Below are 17,715 nucleotides of genomic sequence, written 5' to 3'. Positions count from 1 at the left end.
CTTTGTCCAATAGGACTTAAAATAGAAGAAAAAATCTTTCTACAGAATGTAACGAATGAAGGAGAAAGAAAATGAAACATTTAGATTTAACAAAAGACTCTACGAGAAAGTTATTCTTTCATTATTTATTACCATCAATTAGTGCGACTTTAGTTACCTCAATTTATATCCTTGCAGATTCTATTATGATCGGTAAAGGAGTAGGACCTGATGGGATCGCGGCTCTTAATATAGTATTACCACTTTTTACACTTTTTTTTGGCACTGGCCTATTATTTGGTGTTGGTGGTTCGGTACTAATGTCAATTGCAAATGGCAGCAATAATCCGTTACTAGGAAAGCAGTATTTTACCACTTCAGTATACTCCGTAACGTTTTTATCCATCTTGTTATTGGTTATCATTCAACTTGCGTTTGAGCCCTTATTATATTTTCTAGGAGCAACCAATGTAACATTTGAACTCGCTAGTGAGTATGGTAGAATTTTAGTGGCAGGAGCACCGGTGTTTATGTTTTCTGCGTTGCTTCAAGCATTTATACGAAATGATAAAGACCCTAATCTAGCGATGCTTGGTGTAGTTACCGGTGGAATTTCAAACATCATCTTAGACTATATCTTCATTTATATCTTTCATTGGGGAATGAAAGGTGGAGCTATTGCTACGGTAATCGGAAGTACAATAACATGTTTAATATTGTTGGTTCATTTTTTTAAGAAAACGAATCAGCTAAAACTAGTTAAGCATGGGTTTTCGATGAAACGTTTAGCAAAAGTCGCATCCAGTGGGTTATCTAGCTTTTTAATTGAAATCTCGAATGGTATCGTTACATTCCTCTTTAATATTCAGCTTGTAAAGTATATTGGAGACATTGGTATCACTGTTTATAGTATTATTGCAAATAGCTCTTTTATCGTTATGTCTTTGGCAAATGGTGTGGCGCAAGCATCGCAGCCAATCCTTGCAGTGAACTTTGGTGCAGGGAAAATGAAACGTGTAGGAGAAGTAAAGCAGTTAGGGCTTATTACAACTACAATTATTGGTTTAATTATTGTTGCGATAGGCGCCTTATTCCCAGGAGTTATTACTGGAATGTTTGTTCATGCAACAGATGAAATATTATCCTTATCAATACCAGCCATCCGTATGTATATTTTAGCATTCTTATTTATGAACCTTAATATCTTTATCAGTAGTTATTTCCAAGCAGTAATGAAGCCTCAGTATGCGATGGGAATTAATCTATTAAGAGGGTTAGTGTTAAGCAGTGCCTTTGTATTAATACTACCTTTGTTTCTTGGTGCAACTGGTATCTGGATTGCTATGCCTATTGTGGAAACGATTTCATTTACAGTTGCAATGATATTAAATTATAAGTCTAAAAATAGAATGATTGGAAAGTAATAATATTTCACACAGAAGTAATAAAATATTGAAAAAGATTAGCTCGAAAGGAATTAGAAACTTTCGAGTTTTTTCTATATAATAGGTAATTCCTCCAAAATTCCCGATATATAAAAGCCCGTAGGGCTAATGATAATACGCGCGAAACAAAATGTATGAAAAAATTAATTGCTGGTGTGAGTCTGTGAAGCACACGTTTGTTCTGTAAAAAATAGAATTAAAATCAGTACTATGGGCTTGATAACGCAGAAAAAAGTGCAGTGAAACTTCATAGGTTAAGGAAAAATATAGTAGTAATATCGTATGGAATAATATACAATATTTATGGACAATATCAGTTTATTTAAATAACATCAATAGTTCTATCATAAAAATTTAGATTTCTGATTTATTGCAACTAATTTTAATGAAAAAGTCGAGGGGAATTCATGGGAATATGGGATATTTTTAAAAAGAGCAAAACTTCTGCTACGCTTGATAATAAGAAAAGTAATACGGAACATGAGATAGAGGAGAGAAAATTCGTTGAGAAAACTACGAGTGAGGAATGTTTTCAGGACAATGTGATAGCTGAATCTTCTGATAATAAGCTTTATTTGAATACTGATACATCAAACATAGCAATAGAAAATAACACAGTTACCAGTATACCGAAGAATCAAACAAAGGAAACTGATTTGACAGAAGAACGAAAGAATCAAGTTGGCCCGATTGTGTTCAAGGAAAACATCGTTGAGGACGATTTGATGAACCTCACGATACAGGAAAATATATTTCTACTCTGTACGCTTCAACATTTTCATAACAAGTCACCTCTTAATAATTATGAAAACAATGTGAAGGTACTGTATCAATCTATCATTGATAAGTTGAAAAATGCTACGGTTCTTTATATGGTGTATGACCAAGCTACCGGGTTACCATTTTTAAATGAAGGATATGTTGATATTTATTCTACGGAACAGTATGCCAAGGATGCTGTGGATTATTACATGCAACAATATCGCAAGCTGGAGGTTAGGGCATTGCACAAGGAGGATAGTAATTTGCCAAGTAAGATTAGTATCTTTGCCTATCTGTACTATCTGGGAATGGAACAGTTAATGATTGATAATGGAAAGTATAAGGTGTCTGTTAAACGAGATGAGGTGCTTCCACTACCGGATTATTCGAATGTACCCAATATTTCAGTACCAATAGTAAATCCAGTCCTTCGAAATGCAATGATTGATTTTTTTGGCGAAGCGCGTTGGCTTGTGAATTATCCGAATCGACAGGAAAATCTAAAAAAGAGAGAGGACAGGATGATAGAGGAAATATGTAAAGCAAAGTATTTGGTTCCAATGAAGTATGAAGGGGACTCTATGAAAAGCGGCGAGAATCAAGTGACCTTCAAAGAAGGTGCAACATTAATGTTTGCTAAAATTACGAATACGGAACATATCACCTACCTACCGATATTTACCGATTGGACTGAATTTGATAAGGTTTATGACAAAAATATCTGGAATGGAATGATTGTGACGATTATGGATGCCATAACAATTGGAGCAGGGGATGGTATCGCAATTAATCCATATGGTGAAAATCTAATACTGAACGAAAAATCGATAAAAGAAATAGAAACAGAGTATAAGAAACTAAATTAATCTAAAGTAAAATCTGATCTGATAAAGGAGAAGATTGAAAGAAGAGGATTGAAAGAAGAGGATTGAAAGAAGAGGATTGAAAGAAGATTAGGAAGTAATTATTTAGAAAAAACGAAAAGGAATAAAGTTGAAAGAGAAAGAAATGAGAAAAATTAAAAAAAAGGAGCTTTCTATGTTATAATAAGAGAAGTTATTCATTAAATAAGGAGAGGAGCGTTTCATTGAAATTTGTAATCGAAAAACTATCAAAGAAATTTGAAAAGAAAGAAGTCTTAAAAAATATCTCATTCACTTTTGAAAGTGGTAAAATCTATGGGCTTTTAGGTCGCAACGGTGCTGGTAAAACAACGTTGTTTAACTGTGTGAATCGTGATTTAAAAGCAGATAGTGGGCATTTTTTCATACACGACGGAAACAAAGAGAGAGAGGTTGCCCCGAATGATATCGGGTATGTGTTATCTACCCCAACGGTTCCGGCTTTTTTAACTGGGCGTGAATTTTTGAAGTTTTTTATTGATATCAACGAAAAAGAAATTAAGAATTTAAAATCCATTGATGAATATTTTACTATGATGAATATAGAAAAAGAGGATAGGGACAAGTTACTGAAGGATTATTCACATGGCATGAAGAATAAGATGCAGATGCTAATTAACATCATCGCCCAGCCGAATGTATTGTTATTAGACGAACCCCTAACTTCTCTGGATGTGGTTGTAGCAGAAGAAATGAAACAATTACTGCGTACCATAAAGAAAGACAGAGTTATTATATTTTCCACTCATATCATGGAACTTGCCTTAGATTTATGTGATGAGATTGTGATTTTAAATCATGGTGTACTTGAAGTGATCGATAAAAAAGAACTAAATAATACGGAGTTTAAGGCAAAGATAATTCATGCTCTGTCGGAGGAAGAACATGGTTAAAGCATTTTGTTTATCCTTTTTACTAAAAAATACGTATCGTGTGAACAGCATTATCTATTCGATTAAGCAAATACCCATAATAAAAAAACTGTTGCCAGATTCTCTTTATCAAAACAGAGGGCTAAAGATACTGGCGAATATTTTATCTGTTATTTGGGAAATCCTAGCTATGTTTTTAGGCAAATTTCTTTACCTATATCTTATGGTAGCAGAGATTGGCTTATTGTATGAAAATGTTACGAAGGAAAGAGTGTTTCTTCATATTGTAGTTTTCTTAACCTTAATTGGAGCATATATGAATACCTATATGTTTAATCCGACCAATGATAAGTATTACGCAATGATTTTGTTGCGTATGGATGCAAAGGCATATACCTTATCCAATTATATTTATTCGATATTAAAGGTAGTTATAGGCTTCCTACCTTTCACTATTTTTGTAGGGTTAAGAGAGAATGTTCCACTATGGATATGTATTTTATTACCGTTCTTTATTGCAGGAACAAAGGTGATAATCGCTTGGATATTTTTGTATCGATATGAGAAAACAGGGCAGTGTACGAATGAAAATTTACCACCAAAGTTTGCTTGGCCGATCGCTTTCGCTTTATTAGCAATCGCTTACGGACTACCCTATGTAGGTGTTACAATATCAGTTCCTGTTGTGATTGCTATCATTTTTCTTATGATGGGATTGGGGATATATGGATTCCTTCGGATTTTTTCTTTTCAATCCTACCGGGAGATGTATCAGATTCTTTTGGCTGAAAAGAAGGACGGTATGGATTATCATAAGATGGTAAAGAAAGCGACGGAAGATCAGAATCGAAAAATTATAAGTCAGGATAGCAAGATTACGAGTCGCAAAAAAGGATTTGAGTACTTGAATGAGCTATTTATAAAAAGACATCGTAAAATTCTTTGGAAATCAGTGAATAGATTAGCTGCTATTTGCTTTTTACTTGTGATAGGCTTACTGTTTTCTTTTCAATTAAAGAAAGAGATAGCAACTACAGCAAATCAGCTGCTCATGATATTTTTACCATACTTTGTTTTCATTATGTACTCCATCAATCGAGGAAGTACATTTACAAGGTTTTTGTTTATGAATTGTGATCACAGTATGTTGACCTACTCTTTTTATAAGAAACCTAGTCTTATCTTAAAATTATTTCAAATACGTCTCCGTGAAATTATAAAAATCAATCTGTTGCCAGCTACGGTGATCGGGGGAGGATTGTCTGTTATCTTATATTTTTCAGGAGGGACGGATAATCCACTGTATTATGCAATACTCCCATTATCAATAATAGCAATGAGTATTTTCTTTTCTGTGCATAACTTAACTTGTTATTATCTGCTTCAACCGTATAATGTGGAGGCTGAGTTAAAAAGCAGTACTTATACCATCGTCTCATGGGTTACTTATGGTATCTGTTTTGCATTTATGAAGATACAAATGGATACCTTATTATTTGGGATTCTTATGACAAGTTTTTGTATTCTTTACTGCATTATTGCTTGTGTTTTGGTTTATCAATTTGCACATAAGACGTTTAAGATTCGAAATTAATAAGTTAAAACAGGAAGGAAAGAGAGGCTTCGTATTATAGATACAATACCTCTTGCATTTTTATTTAAGCTATGTTATAATAGCAAATTGTGAGACGAGATGTTCCTCTGTACTGGAATGCTTAACTACAATCAGTAGGTTAAGCCTTGGTAAGCTTAGTAGACTAAGTGAGGAAGTGAATGAACGTAGTAAGAACATCTAAATTTGAAGGAGGTCACAACATGAATAACATTATTAAGAGCATCGAAGATGCACAGTTAAAGTCAGAAGTTTCTACTTTCCATGTAGGAGATACTGTAAAAGTATACGCTAAGGTAAAAGAGGGTAACCGTGAGAGAACACAGGTATTCGAAGGCGTTGTATTAAAGAGACAGAACGGTGGAGCTAGAGAAACTTTCACAGTTAGAAAGAATTCTAACGGTGTTGGTGTTGAAAAGACTTGGCCAGTACATTCTCCAATCGTAGAGAAAGTTGAAGTTGTTAGACTTGGTAAAGTTAGAAGAGCTAAGTTAACATACTTACGTGATAGAGTTGGTAAGAGGGCTAAAGTTAAAGAATTAGTTAGATAATTCTTTTGAATTAGTTAGATAATTCTTTTGAGTTAGTAAAACAATTACTTTCGAATTAGTAAGTGAATTGTTTTCTATGTAAAGTAAGCATAAGAGGGTGCCACAAAGCGTCAGGGAATCTGCACTTTGAGCTCCCTCTTTTTTTAAAATTGAATCATCCGTTATTATACAGTTACAGTTTAGCTGATTACGAATTTAATTAGTTTAAGAAGTGAAACATTTTTTTGTTTCAATGTTGGTACAAGTTAGTTATAATAGAAATACAGGAGACAATAGTCTTGATGAATTTAAATTAGGATGGTTTGAAGTGATGAAATATGATTTTGACAGGGATAGCAAACGCAAGAAGCGTAAAAAATTATATATAAGAATCGTGATTTGGTTAATTGAGATAGTAGCAGTGATTGCACTTGCTTATGCAATCATCAATGTTGCTCTTGAGAAAACCTCAATGCTTGGTGAATCGATGGAGATTACCCTTTCGGATGAGGATAAGATAGTAATTAATAAATTAGCATATATGTTCCGAGATCCCAAGAGATATGATATCATCGTTTTTAAGCAAAGTGGCAATGAGCATAATTATTATAATATAAAACGTGTGATTGGTTTACCAGGTGAGCAAGTACAGATTTTAGATGGTGTTGTTTACATTAATGGTGAGGCTTTAGAGGAACCAATGGTGGTAGAGGAAATTCGTATTCCTGGTCTTGCAGATGAAAAATTCACCTTAGATGAAGATGAATATTTCGTTCTTGGTGATAATCGAAATAATAGCGAAGACAGTCGCTTTGCTAATATTGGGAATGTAGTGAAAGACGATATTATTGGGAAAGCATGGATTCGAATAAAGCCATTTGATTTTGTTAATAAGATCAATATGTTCTCTAAAATTGCGGAGGAAAAGCCGGAGGGAGAAGGAGCTACTTCAGAGGAGTAGAGATAGTGATTATTGGTGTTCTTCTGTAGAACTACCCCCAAAATCCATATAATGACAGAATCATAAAAACGTCTTTATGATACGATCAATAGAAAGAGAGGCATACAAATGCATTTTCAGTGGTACCCAGGGCATATGACAAAAGCAAAACGTCAGATGCAAGAAGATATTAAATTAATCGATGTTGTAATTGAGCTGGTGGATGCAAGAATCCCCTACAGCAGTAAAAATCCGGACATCGATGATTTGGCAAAGAATAAATCAAGAATTATCTTGTTAAATAAATATGATTTAGCGGATCAAAAAGTTACCGATGCTTGGAAGTCCTATTATGAGAAAAAAGGATGGTTTGTTGCTCTGGTCAATTCCAAAAGTGGTAGTGGCGTTAAGAGCGTACACGAGGTTATTAAGAGGGCTTGTCAAGAAAAAATAGAACGAGACCGTAAACGTGGTATTCTAAATCGTCCAATAAGGGCGATGATTGTAGGAATACCCAATGTGGGTAAATCAACTTTTATCAATAGTTTTGCTGGAAAAGCTTGTACGAAAACTGGGAATAAACCTGGTGTTACAAAAGGGAAGCAATGGATTAAATTAAACAAAAATGTGGAACTTTTAGATACACCTGGTATACTCTGGCCTAAGTTTGAAGATCAAGTAGTTGGAATGAGAATCGCATTTATAGGTTCAATCAATGATGATATACTTAATCCAAGAGATTTATGTTATGAATTAATTGATTACCTTCACCGAGAATATTCTGGAGTTTTAAGTGAAAAGTATGGCATCGAAGAAGTTGATAGTAAAATAGAGAATCTTAATCTGATTGCTAAGAAACGTGCTTGTTTATTAAAAGGTGGAGAACTTGATTTAGTCAAAGCTGCTAATTTTGTATTGGATGATTTTAGAAATGGACGTATTGCCCGTATTACCTTAGAACATCCAAGCGAGCATATGGAAGTTAGCGAAGAAGAAAAGAAGGATTGATGTTATGAATATCAAAATTTCAGAAATAACAGAAGAGCTTGAGCTTGTTGGTGAGGATGGATTTGAAAGTGTAAAAGAGAAATATGTCACCGATGAGAGAGAAGGTGTAAAAAAACTTCTGGTTAAGTATGAAAATCGCTATGAGAAGTTAAGAATAGAACGGGCTAGAGTTAAGTCCATGCAGGAATATGAACGTAGCTATCCTACGTATCGTTATATTTGTGGAATTGATGAGGTAGGAAGAGGACCGCTTGCAGGTCCTGTGATAGCTTGTGCCATCATTTTACCAAAAGACTGCGAAATCTTATATATCAATGACTCAAAGCAATTAAGTGAGAAGAAACGAGAAGCACTCTATGATGAAATTATGGAAAAAGCAATTTCGGTTGGAATCGGAAGTGCATCTCATGCTCGTATTGACGAGATTAACATATTACAAGCCACTTATGAGGCGATGCGAGGTGCTATTAATAAGCTCGGAGTGGTTCCAGAGTTGTTATTAAATGATGCTGTAACAATTCCAGAAGTTGTGATACCGCAAGTTCCGATCATCAAAGGAGATGCGAAGAGCATATCAATTGCAGCAGCTAGTATTATTGCAAAGGTCACAAGAGATCGCTTAATGGTGGAATACGATAAGGTATTTCCGGGTTATGGGTTTGCTTCAAATAAAGGCTATGGCTCTGCAGATCATATCAAAGCGTTAAAAGAATTAGGCCCATCTCCAATTCATAGAGAATCATTTATCAAGAATTTCACCTCATAGGAAAGTCCTCCACTTGTGCAAGCAAGGCCAGGACTTTTTAAAAGTCATGAAGTGGCAATGAGGTAGAGCTGGTAGCGTAGCAGATGGAGAATATTTGCTTTAACTTACAAGTTAGTTTATGAATTAATTAGCGTGAAATCTATGCGAGAAAAGAGGTTACGATGGAGAAGGAGAGAAAAACAGCAGTTGCACTATCTTATCATCCTAAGGATCCAGCACCTAAGATTATTGCTTCGGGAAAGGGTATCTTAGCAGATAAAATTATTAAAAAAGCGACCGAGGTAGATATTCCAATTCATAAGGATGTGCCGCTGGCCAATACTCTATCAAAATTAGAACTTGGAGATTGTATTCCTCCAGAGCTCTATGAAGTCGTTGCTCAAGTTCTATTATTTGTAGATCGAATGGATTTAATCAAAGGGAGAGTAATGGGGGAAACACCGATTGAATAAGAAGGCTGAGGGGCTTGCAAAAGAGACGGAAGCGGCGAATTATTTATCAGAACAGGGATATCAAATCCTTTCAAGAAATTTTCGCTGTCGACTAGGAGAAATAGATATCATTGCTAGGAATGATGGATATTTGGTATTTGTTGAAGTGAAGTATCGAACGAATATGGAAATGGGATTTCCAGAAGAAGCGATAACGAGCTTAAAGCAAAGGCGAATCACGAAAACAGCAAAGTATTATCTTCTTGTGAATCGTTTACCCGAAAGTACACCGTGTAGATTTGATGTTATTGTGATGCTAAAAAATGAGATACGATTAATAAAACATGCTTTTGATGCATATGGTTCTTAGGGGGTAAGATTCGTTTTTACCCTTTAGTTCAGGAGTGTTTCAAGGCATAAGTTTTTTGTGCACAAAAGCTTAGGCTAGAATGGGGGTCTTAATGAGTGAAATAAAATTAACAGAGCATGCAGTGTTAAAAAATGTTGGAAACGTCCCTTACGTTTCCTTTCCTATATTAGAGCAGTTTCCGTATTTAAGACATGGGTTTTCTACTAGACTTGGTGGTGTTAGTAGTGGGATTTTTGAATCTATGAATCTTGGTTTTTTAAGAGGTGATTATGAAGACCTTGTCATGGAAAATTATGAACGCATATGCCAAAGTATTGGAATTGAGGTTGATAATCTGGTATTCACCGATCAGGTGCATAAGGCTAATGTCAGAGTTGCCACAGCATCGGACCGAGGAATGGGAATCAAGAAAGAACGCAAGTTTAAAGAAATTGATGGTCAAATTACGAATGAATCAGAGGTTTCTTTATTAGCATTTAGTGCAGATTGTGTTCCTTTGTTTTTCTTAGATCCAGTGAACAAAGCGATTGGATTAACTCATTCCGGTTGGAGAGGTACCGTAAGTAAGATTGGTAAAGTTACAGTAGAACAGATGGTGAAAGAATATGGGAGTAAAGCGGAAGATATTCTTGTTGTCATTGGTCCTTGTATCTGTAAAGACTGCTATGAAGTGAGTGAGGATGTTGCTAAAGAGTTTATGACTCATTTTACTAAGGAGCAATATGAAAAAATCTTGTATCCACAAGCTGAAATATCAGGGCAAAGTCAAAAGTATCAACTAGATTTGTGGGAAGCTAATCATCAACTATTGATAGAAGCTGGCGTAGCTTCCGAACATATTGTTAAGTCGGGATTATGTACCATGTGCCGACAGGATTTATTCTTCTCCCATCGTGGTAGTAAAGGGAGGAGAGGGAGTTTGGCAGGATTTATGTCGTTATCCTTACCGGATTCTCATAAGGGAGAATAAAAATAGTTAATAATCATCCATTGTGTAATCGGATATCTGCAGGAAAATACCGAAAGGGATACCTATAACCAAACTGAATCAGGATGATATGACCTTGATATCAAATCACACCAACAGTACAGCAAGAGCCAGTCTAAATGGATGAGATCCATTTGAACTGGCTACTGTTTTGCACTGCATTAATCAAATTTTTAAAAACGCAATAATTAAAAGGAGTACCCCGCTTAACCAAGAGATATTCATCGAAATCTTTTTACAAATGAGATTTCCGAAGAGACACCCTAAGATAATAGCAAGGATTCCAAGGAAGAACGAAAGAATAATAACAAACCATACATTAATATCTACAAGTGCAGCGCCTAAACCAACTGCAAATCCATCAAAGGATAATGCTATGGCAAGAGAGAGTGCTTCCATGGGAGAGAGAGAATTGGATTCATTCACATCAGCAATTTTCGGATCTGCATACACGTTTAGGATGAAACGTAGATATAAAAAAGAAAAGTGCAACTCGTGCTCAAATTTATTGTATTTTCGAATGTAGGCCTTAATTGTACTGTCAAATAACTTCGAAATACCGAGAATAAATAAAACAGTAAAACTTACGATGCGCGTAACATCGGTAGAGAGAATGGGCCGAAGTAGATTTCCAAGTACCAAGGAAAGAGTTAGCAACAAGGTACAGATTCCGTTAATAATTAAAGTGGAGGACATCGGAATTTTAATCTTGTTGGTACCGTATGCGAAGCTGGCTGCAAAAGTGTCTGCGGAAAGTGCTATTACCAGCAAGAGAGCTTCGAGTATTTCATTAGGAGAAAATGACATAAGCTTCACCAGGAGCGATAATACATTGCTCATAAATGATTTCATAGTACTATATGCAACTGAGTGCTTGTCGGTTCCTACGCGAGAAAAAAAGGACGAAGCAATCAGCGCACTAGTGTGATAGTCGGTGGCTTTTTATGGACTGCCCTACAAAAAAATGACTGCCTCTGCTGAGACAGTCATATAATATTAGTTCATTGTGATTAAAACAAATCATTATTACAATATAAATTAACTTAAATACATTCTACGAGAATACATTCTACGAGCTAAAAACTTACGCATTATGTCTATTTCGATAAGATTCTAATAATTCTTGAATTAAAGAAACTGGATTAATAATATCATTTACAGAGGTATCATGATTAAGCGTATCTACAATAAGCGAGAGATATCTACTTAAATCAACATTACGATAGTAAGGACGTTTTAATAACTCTTCACTGTTATAAATTAGGTTGGTTGTAAAAATTCGATCGAAATAGCCAGCTTCATAGTATTCGTCTATTTTTTCTAAACCGTTACAGAACAGACCGAAGGTAGCTGCAATAAAGACGCGGCCAGCCTTTCTTTTCTTTAACTCTTTGGCAACATCTAAGATACTTTCACCAGATGAAATGATATCATCAATGATAAGAACATCTTTTCCTTCCAATGAAGAGCCAAGAAATTCATGAGCAACGATAGGATTTCTTCCGTCTACAATTGTAGAATAATCTCTTCTCTTATAAAACATACCCATTTCCACACCTAAAACATTGGCATAGTAAACAGCACGAGTCATGCCACCTTCGTCAGGGCTAATTACCATAAGATGGTCTTTATCAATGAGAAGATCTTTTTCGGTAAAAAGTAGTTCACGAATGAATTGAAGACTGGTATAGAAATTGTCAAAGCCACGAATTGGTACTGCATTTTGAATTCGTGGGTCGTGTGCATCAAACGTAATGATATTTTCAACACCCATATCGGACAATTCTTGTAATGCTAGTGCGCAATCAAGAGATTCTAACTTATCACGGTGATGCTGTCTTCCTTCATATAAGAATGGAAGTATGACATTGACACGTTTTACTTTGCTGATCTTTGCAGCAGCAATCACTCGTTTTAAGTCTTGAAAATGGTCATCTGGTGACTTTATGGAATCTTCACCAAACATCGTATAATGATTAGTGTAGTTCATGACATCTGCAATTAAGAAAAGGTCACTGCCACGGATGGTTTCATTGATGACAGCCTTTGCTTCCCCAGTACCAAAACGGGGAATTTGATAGGAAACAAGGTAAGTACTTTTGTCGTATCCTAGAAATGCTGGTAATGTTTCATTACTCTCTAACATAGCACCTCTAGCTTCTACGATGCATTGGTCTATTTTCTCGCCGAGAGCAGTACAATTCTTCATAGCAATAATTTTGAGTGGAGCGACAGGGATTGTTTCCGTAATTTTTCTGTTACTCATGATGGTTCTCCCTTCTGTGAAATCAACTTCCTTATTGTAGCCCCAAACGATTAGTACGTCAAGAGTATTATAGAGTGAAGGAGGTGTAGTGAATATTATCTTCCTCTTTCATTTTAAATTGAACCTGAAATACTTCTTCTATTTGCACATTGTTTGAAAATTCCTGACTGTTAGAGACACTAATAATCTTACCTTCTTTCATAAGTACCAAGATGTCAGCAATTTGGAGTGCTTCACTAATATCGTGTAAGATCACTAGAATTGTTTTCCCTTGATTGCGTAATGTCTTTAAAAGTTCTAAGAATTCGAGACGATGTTTGATGTCAAGCGAGGTAGTAGGTTCATCTAAAATAAGATAATCGCTGTTTTGTGCAAGTACCATTGCAAGATATACTCGCTGACATTCTCCGCCAGATAATGTCTTTATGTTTTTTCCAACAAAATCGAGTGTATTTGTTAATTCCATCACTCTCCGAATGATACGGTCATCTTGGTCAGTTCTTTTTTTCATTATGGTGGAGTATGGAAAGCGTCCTTGTTCCACTAATGTTTCCGCATTCATAGACGGAAGTTCGCGGATTTGTGGTAAAAAGGCGATCCGCTTTGCTCTTCTTGTAGGCGTGAGAGAATAAAGAGGAACATCATCCAAGGTGATAGAACCTTCTAATAATAGTTTTTTATTCGCCAAACATTGAACTAAGGTTGATTTTCCGCAACCATTAGGACCTATAATTGCAGTAAGCGTTCCATACGGAAAGGAAACGCTGATATCATTGATTACCGGAGTTTTTTGAAAACCAGCAGAAACATTTTCGTATTTAAGCATAGATTTGTGCTCCTTTCTGTCGGAATAATAGATAGATAAAGTATGGACTACCAAGGAAAGACATTTTATATTACATTTTGGTTTTATTTGAATGGATAGGTCTTCTTTGTATTCCTTCATGGTTACTCCTTTGGATATAATAAATTAGCTAAATATTCATAGGCTTTACCCCAATTTTTATTCGGTTTAAACATTAATTGCGTTCAATTCCTGAAGCATATCACCTACAAAATGTCATCAATTTCTTTACCAGCTCCTTTCCCAACTAAGGATACCTCCTCTTTTTTTACTAAGCCTCGATCAACACTCTCTCCTACAGTAATGGATACCGTACCTCCAACATCTTGCCAAACTTGTGCATAAGAGGAAAATAAAACAGCAACATTTTTAGGTGGTGTGGTAAATGACGTAAAATAACCACTTGCATCAATGATAACATGAGAATTTGTGTGGCTTGGTTTTGTATTTGCCTGAACTGAATCCGGAGTCGTTAGCATTGGGTCAAAAGAAAGCGCCACTTGTTTAGAAAGATAGCTCCTTACGGGAAATACACCAGCGAGAGGAAGGTTTTGCAGCCTAATAAGAGTAGTAGTATCCGTTGTTTTTATTTGCTGATTTAAGGAGATACTTCCATATAGGGTAAAGGGTGTATTAGAATCATAAATTAAGGTCTGCGGCTTTTTTTGTATCTCTTTGTTACAACCGTATAATAATATAACAAAGAGAAGTAAAATTAAGGGGCAAAATTTTTTTGTCATCACTTGAAATCACTTTCTCAATTGGAATTGTTTATGTATATTTTGGTTCGATTTGAAGAATTTTAAACAACATATCAGGCTAGAGTTGGTTTTTACGTCGACCCAGTTCGCTAAAAAAGTGCGAAGTTAATCAAAGATTTGATGTAACGAATGCTAAGTAATAGGAAGAAAACTCCATATTTAGAAAATAGCGAATCTGTATTGCGTTACTGTTCTTTGGATGGTAAACTATAGCTTATGGAGAATGGTGAAATTAAGGAAACTTAAAAAAATGTTTTCTTATTGTTGTTTGAGATAGTTACGCTTAAGAACATGTGAAACTATTTTGACAAAGCCAAATTACTAGATAGGAATTAGTGTGAAAAATTAAGATTTTTGACACACGAATTTGTGCTGTCGCTCAAATTCGCAGGATTGCGACAGAATGGAGACTAATATGGAACACAATAATTCGAGCAGACATTATATAAAAGCTGTTCAAAAAGGAAGTATTGCCGAAGAACTAGAATTATCTTACGGTGATGAGCTTCTTCGTATAAATGGTAAGAAAATTAAAGATGTACTTGATTATCATTATTTGATGAATGATGATTTTCTAACCCTTTTAGTTCGAAAGCCAAATGGCGAGGAATGGGAGTTAGAGATTGAAAAGGATTACGAAGACGATCTTGGGATTGAGTTTGAAGAAGGGTTAATGGATTGTTATCAATCTTGCCGAAATAAGTGTATCTTTTGTTTTATCGATCAAAATCCAAAAGGAATGAGAGATACTATATATTTTAAGGATGATGATGCAAGATTATCCTTCTTACAGGGTAATTATATTACGTTAACCAATATGAGTAAGGAAGAAGTAGATCGGATTTGCTTCTATAAACTTTCTCCAATTAATATCTCTGTTCATACGACAAATGGTGAGCTTAGAAAAAAGATGTTAAACAATCGTTTTGCAGCAGAAACCTTATCTTATCTGGATCAATTCTATGAAGCAGGTTTGGAGATGAATGGGCAAATCGTACTTTGTCCAGACTATAATGATGGTGTGGAACTTGATAAGACGATAGAAGATTTAACGAAGTACCTACCATTTATGAAATCCTTATCTGTAGTGCCAGTAGGGTTAAGCAAATACCGCGATAAGTTAACCAAACTTAGAAAGTTTACCAAAGAAGAGTCATTAAAAGTAGTGGAACAGATTGAAGGCTGGCAAAAAAAGATTAAAAAAGATAGAGGAACTCGTTTTGTCTATGCCAGTGATGAATGGTATATTAATGCAGGGCTTAGTGTTCCGAACGAAGACTATTATGAGGGCTACCCACAGATAGAAAATGGGGTTGGTATGGTACGTTCTTTAGTGGATGAGGTTACTGATTATCTTTCTAAAATTAAAACGACAGAAGAGCACGCAGAGGTTTCCATGGTTACTGGAAAGCTTGCCTCTGATATTATGGTACAGATAGCAAATCAGGTAATGGAGAAATTTAAGAATATTACGGTGCATGTTTATCCGATCATTAATCATTTCTTTGGCGAGGATATTACGGTCACAGGATTACTTACTGGACAAGATATTATAGCGCAATTAAAGGAGAAACCACTTGGAGAAGCATTGCTTATGCCAGATGTTATGTTACGTTCTGGAGAAGAGTTACTTCTTGATGATATGACGGTCAAAGATATTGAAAGGGCTTTACAAACAACTATTCGTATTGTAAAATCAGATGGAATGTCATTGGTGAATGCAATAATAGCAAAAAATGAGAGTTAGAAAGTTTTGCACCTTTCTTATTAGGTACAAACTTAATAAATGCGCTAATAAGCGTAGAAATAGAGTAGGACGGGGAAACAGCGTTTCTTCTTCCAGTAATTTATGCTGTGCATAGATTATTATCGTTATTAAAGGGCGCTAAAGCGCCAGAATAGAGGTTTAAATGAGTAAATCGATAGTTGCAGTAGTGGGTAGACCCAATGTAGGAAAATCCACATTATTCAATGCTTTGGCTGGTGATCGTATTTCGATTGTAAAGGACACTCCTGGTGTTACAAGAGATCGTATCTATGCGGATATTACTTGGCTCGATAAGCAATTCACTATGGTTGATACTGGAGGTATTGAACCGGAAAGTAAGGATATGATGCTTACTTATATGCGTGAGCAGGCAGAGATTGCCATTGCAACCGCAGATGTAATATTATTTGTTGTTGATGTTCGCCAAGGTCTTGTTGATGCAGACCATAAAGTTGCAGATATGCTTCGTAAATCAGGAAAACCTATCATATTGGTTGTGAATAAAGTTGATAGTTTTGAAAAGTTTATGCCAGATGTTTATGAGTTTTATAATTTAGGAATAGGTGATCCGATTCCTGTATCCGCAGCTTCGATGCTTGGTTTTGGTGATTTGCTTGATATTGTTGTCGAACATTTTCCACCAGAAGCATTGGAAGTGGAAGAAGATGAACGTCCTCGTATTGCAATCGTTGGTAAGCCAAATGTAGGAAAATCTTCGATTATTAATAAGTTACTTGGAGAGAATCGCGTGATTGTTTCTGACGTAGCTGGTACAACAAGAGATGCTATTGATACTGCGGTAACCTGGAATGAGAAAGAATATATCTTTATTGATACAGCAGGTCTTCGTCGTAAAAATAAGATAAAAGAAGAGCTCGAACGTTATAGTATCATTCGTACGGTAACTGCTGTAGAGCGTGCTGATGTTGTTGTCGTTGTAATTGATGCCAATGAAGGTGTTACCGAGCAGGATGCAAAAATTGCAGGAATTGCTCATGAACGTGGAAAAGGTATTATTATAGCCGTTAATAAATGGGATTCTATTGAAAAGGATGATAAGACTATCTATAAGTATACGAATCGTATCCGTGAAATCTTATCCTTCTTACCTTATGCAGAAATTATGTTTATTTCTGCAAAGACTGGTCAGCGTTTAACAAAATTATTTGATTCCATCGAAGTTGTGATTCAAAATAGAAATCTTCGAATTTCAACCGGTGTACTCAATGAAATTATGATGGAGGCAACAGCGCTTCAACAGCCACCTTCTGATAAGGGGAAGAGACTACGTTTGTACTACATTACACAAGTCGCAGTCAAACCACCGACCTTTGTTATTTTTGTTAATGATAAGGAGTTAATGCATTACTCCTATACCAGATACATTGAAAATAAAATCAGAGAAGCGTTTGGCTTTTCAGGTACATCATTAAAATTCTTTATTCGCGAACGCAAAGAAAATGACTAAGAA

At 35.5% G+C, this 17,715-nt stretch carries 17 protein-coding genes; 13 read left to right on the top strand and 4 right to left on the bottom strand.

Features of this window, described 5'->3' with window-relative positions; all coding sequences use genetic code 11:
• Window positions 1–71: 71 nt before the first annotated feature.
• The 11 genes from CC92_RS0102885 to pgeF all read left to right on the top strand — a co-directional run bounded on the left by CC92_RS0102885 (window position 72) and on the right by pgeF (window position 10,587).
• Window positions 72–1,403 carry an MATE family efflux transporter gene (locus tag CC92_RS0102885; protein ID WP_029504585.1) on the top strand — a complete coding sequence of 444 codons (1,332 nt, stop codon included), beginning with the start codon at window positions 72–74 and terminating at the stop codon, window positions 1,401–1,403.
• A gap of 428 nt (window positions 1,404–1,831) precedes the next feature.
• Window positions 1,832–3,052 (top strand): SseB family protein, encoded by a 1,221-nt coding sequence (locus CC92_RS0102880; protein WP_029504586.1) that lies wholly within the window; start codon window positions 1,832–1,834, stop codon window positions 3,050–3,052.
• Between the two features lie 221 nt (window positions 3,053–3,273).
• Entirely contained in the window at window positions 3,274–3,981 is a 708-nt protein-coding gene (locus CC92_RS0102875) for an ATP-binding cassette domain-containing protein (RefSeq protein ID WP_029504587.1), read from the top strand.
• The gene (locus CC92_RS0102870; RefSeq protein ID WP_029504588.1) at window positions 3,974–5,554 is read left to right on the top strand and encodes a hypothetical protein; all 1,581 of its coding nucleotides are present in this window, start codon (window positions 3,974–3,976) and stop codon (window positions 5,552–5,554) included. The genes CC92_RS0102875 and CC92_RS0102870 overlap by 8 nt, the downstream gene beginning before the upstream one ends.
• Before the next feature lie 221 nt (window positions 5,555–5,775).
• A complete protein-coding gene (rplS, locus tag CC92_RS0102865; protein ID WP_029504590.1) occupies window positions 5,776–6,123 on the top strand; it encodes a 50S ribosomal protein L19 in 348 nt (115 codons plus the stop codon).
• A 310-nt stretch (window positions 6,124–6,433) separates the two neighbouring features.
• Entirely contained in the window at window positions 6,434–7,063 is a 630-nt protein-coding gene (gene lepB, locus CC92_RS0102860) for a signal peptidase I (RefSeq protein WP_029504591.1), read from the top strand.
• Between the two features lie 108 nt (window positions 7,064–7,171).
• A complete protein-coding gene (gene ylqF, locus CC92_RS0102855; RefSeq protein ID WP_029504592.1) occupies window positions 7,172–8,050 on the top strand; it encodes a ribosome biogenesis GTPase YlqF in 879 nt (292 codons plus the stop codon).
• 4 nt (window positions 8,051–8,054) lie between these two features.
• Window positions 8,055–8,816, top strand: a complete 762-nt coding sequence (locus CC92_RS0102850; RefSeq protein WP_029504593.1) for a ribonuclease HII — start codon at window positions 8,055–8,057, stop codon at window positions 8,814–8,816.
• Window positions 8,817–8,977: 161 nt separating this feature from the next.
• On the top strand, window positions 8,978–9,268 hold the full coding sequence (locus CC92_RS0102845; protein ID WP_029504594.1) for an EscU/YscU/HrcU family type III secretion system export apparatus switch protein: 291 nt from the start codon (window positions 8,978–8,980) through the stop codon (window positions 9,266–9,268).
• Window positions 9,261–9,617 (top strand): YraN family protein, encoded by a 357-nt coding sequence (locus CC92_RS0102840; RefSeq protein WP_029504595.1) that lies wholly within the window; start codon window positions 9,261–9,263, stop codon window positions 9,615–9,617. The genes CC92_RS0102845 and CC92_RS0102840 overlap by 8 nt, the downstream gene beginning before the upstream one ends.
• 91 nt (window positions 9,618–9,708) lie before the next feature.
• Window positions 9,709–10,587 carry a peptidoglycan editing factor PgeF gene (pgeF, locus tag CC92_RS0102835; protein ID WP_031420123.1) on the top strand — a complete coding sequence of 293 codons (879 nt, stop codon included), beginning with the start codon at window positions 9,709–9,711 and terminating at the stop codon, window positions 10,585–10,587.
• A 183-nt stretch (window positions 10,588–10,770) separates the two neighbouring features.
• Here pgeF and ytaF read toward each other — a convergent pair whose 3' ends face one another.
• The 4 genes from ytaF to CC92_RS0102815 all read right to left on the bottom strand — a co-directional run bounded on the left by ytaF (window position 10,771) and on the right by CC92_RS0102815 (window position 14,455).
• Complete coding sequence (gene ytaF / locus CC92_RS0102830; protein ID WP_162175524.1) at window positions 10,771–11,445, bottom strand: sporulation membrane protein YtaF; 675 nt, start codon at window positions 11,443–11,445, stop codon at window positions 10,771–10,773.
• Between the two features lie 244 nt (window positions 11,446–11,689).
• Window positions 11,690–12,874: a ribose-phosphate pyrophosphokinase gene (locus CC92_RS0102825; protein WP_029504599.1), complete on the bottom strand. Its 1,185-nt coding sequence runs from the start codon at window positions 12,872–12,874 to the stop codon at window positions 11,690–11,692.
• A 64-nt stretch (window positions 12,875–12,938) separates the two neighbouring features.
• Entirely contained in the window at window positions 12,939–13,817 is an 879-nt protein-coding gene (locus CC92_RS0102820; protein ID WP_051650872.1) for an ABC transporter ATP-binding protein, read from the bottom strand.
• Window positions 13,818–13,921: 104 nt separating this feature from the next.
• Window positions 13,922–14,455, bottom strand: coding sequence for a hypothetical protein (locus CC92_RS0102815; RefSeq protein ID WP_029504603.1), 534 nt, complete (start codon window positions 14,453–14,455; stop codon window positions 13,922–13,924).
• A gap of 436 nt (window positions 14,456–14,891) precedes the next feature.
• Here CC92_RS0102815 and CC92_RS0102810 point away from each other — a divergent pair, with 436 nt between their 5' ends.
• Both CC92_RS0102810 and der read left to right on the top strand, forming a co-directional pair.
• On the top strand, window positions 14,892–16,223 hold the full coding sequence (locus CC92_RS0102810; RefSeq protein WP_029504604.1) for a DUF512 domain-containing protein: 1,332 nt from the start codon (window positions 14,892–14,894) through the stop codon (window positions 16,221–16,223).
• 163 nt (window positions 16,224–16,386) lie between these two features.
• Window positions 16,387–17,712 carry a ribosome biogenesis GTPase Der gene (der, locus tag CC92_RS0102805; RefSeq protein ID WP_029504605.1) on the top strand — a complete coding sequence of 442 codons (1,326 nt, stop codon included), beginning with the start codon at window positions 16,387–16,389 and terminating at the stop codon, window positions 17,710–17,712.
• The last annotated feature ends 3 nt before the right edge of the window (window positions 17,713–17,715 follow it).

Origin of the sequence: Lachnoclostridium phytofermentans, from assembly GCF_000733755.1 — a bacterium.
Lineage (GTDB): Bacteria > Bacillota > Clostridia > Lachnospirales > Lachnospiraceae > Lachnoclostridium > Lachnoclostridium phytofermentans_A.
The sequence above is the reverse complement of the archived record's forward strand: the minus strand, read 5'-3'. Positions and strand labels throughout refer to the sequence as shown.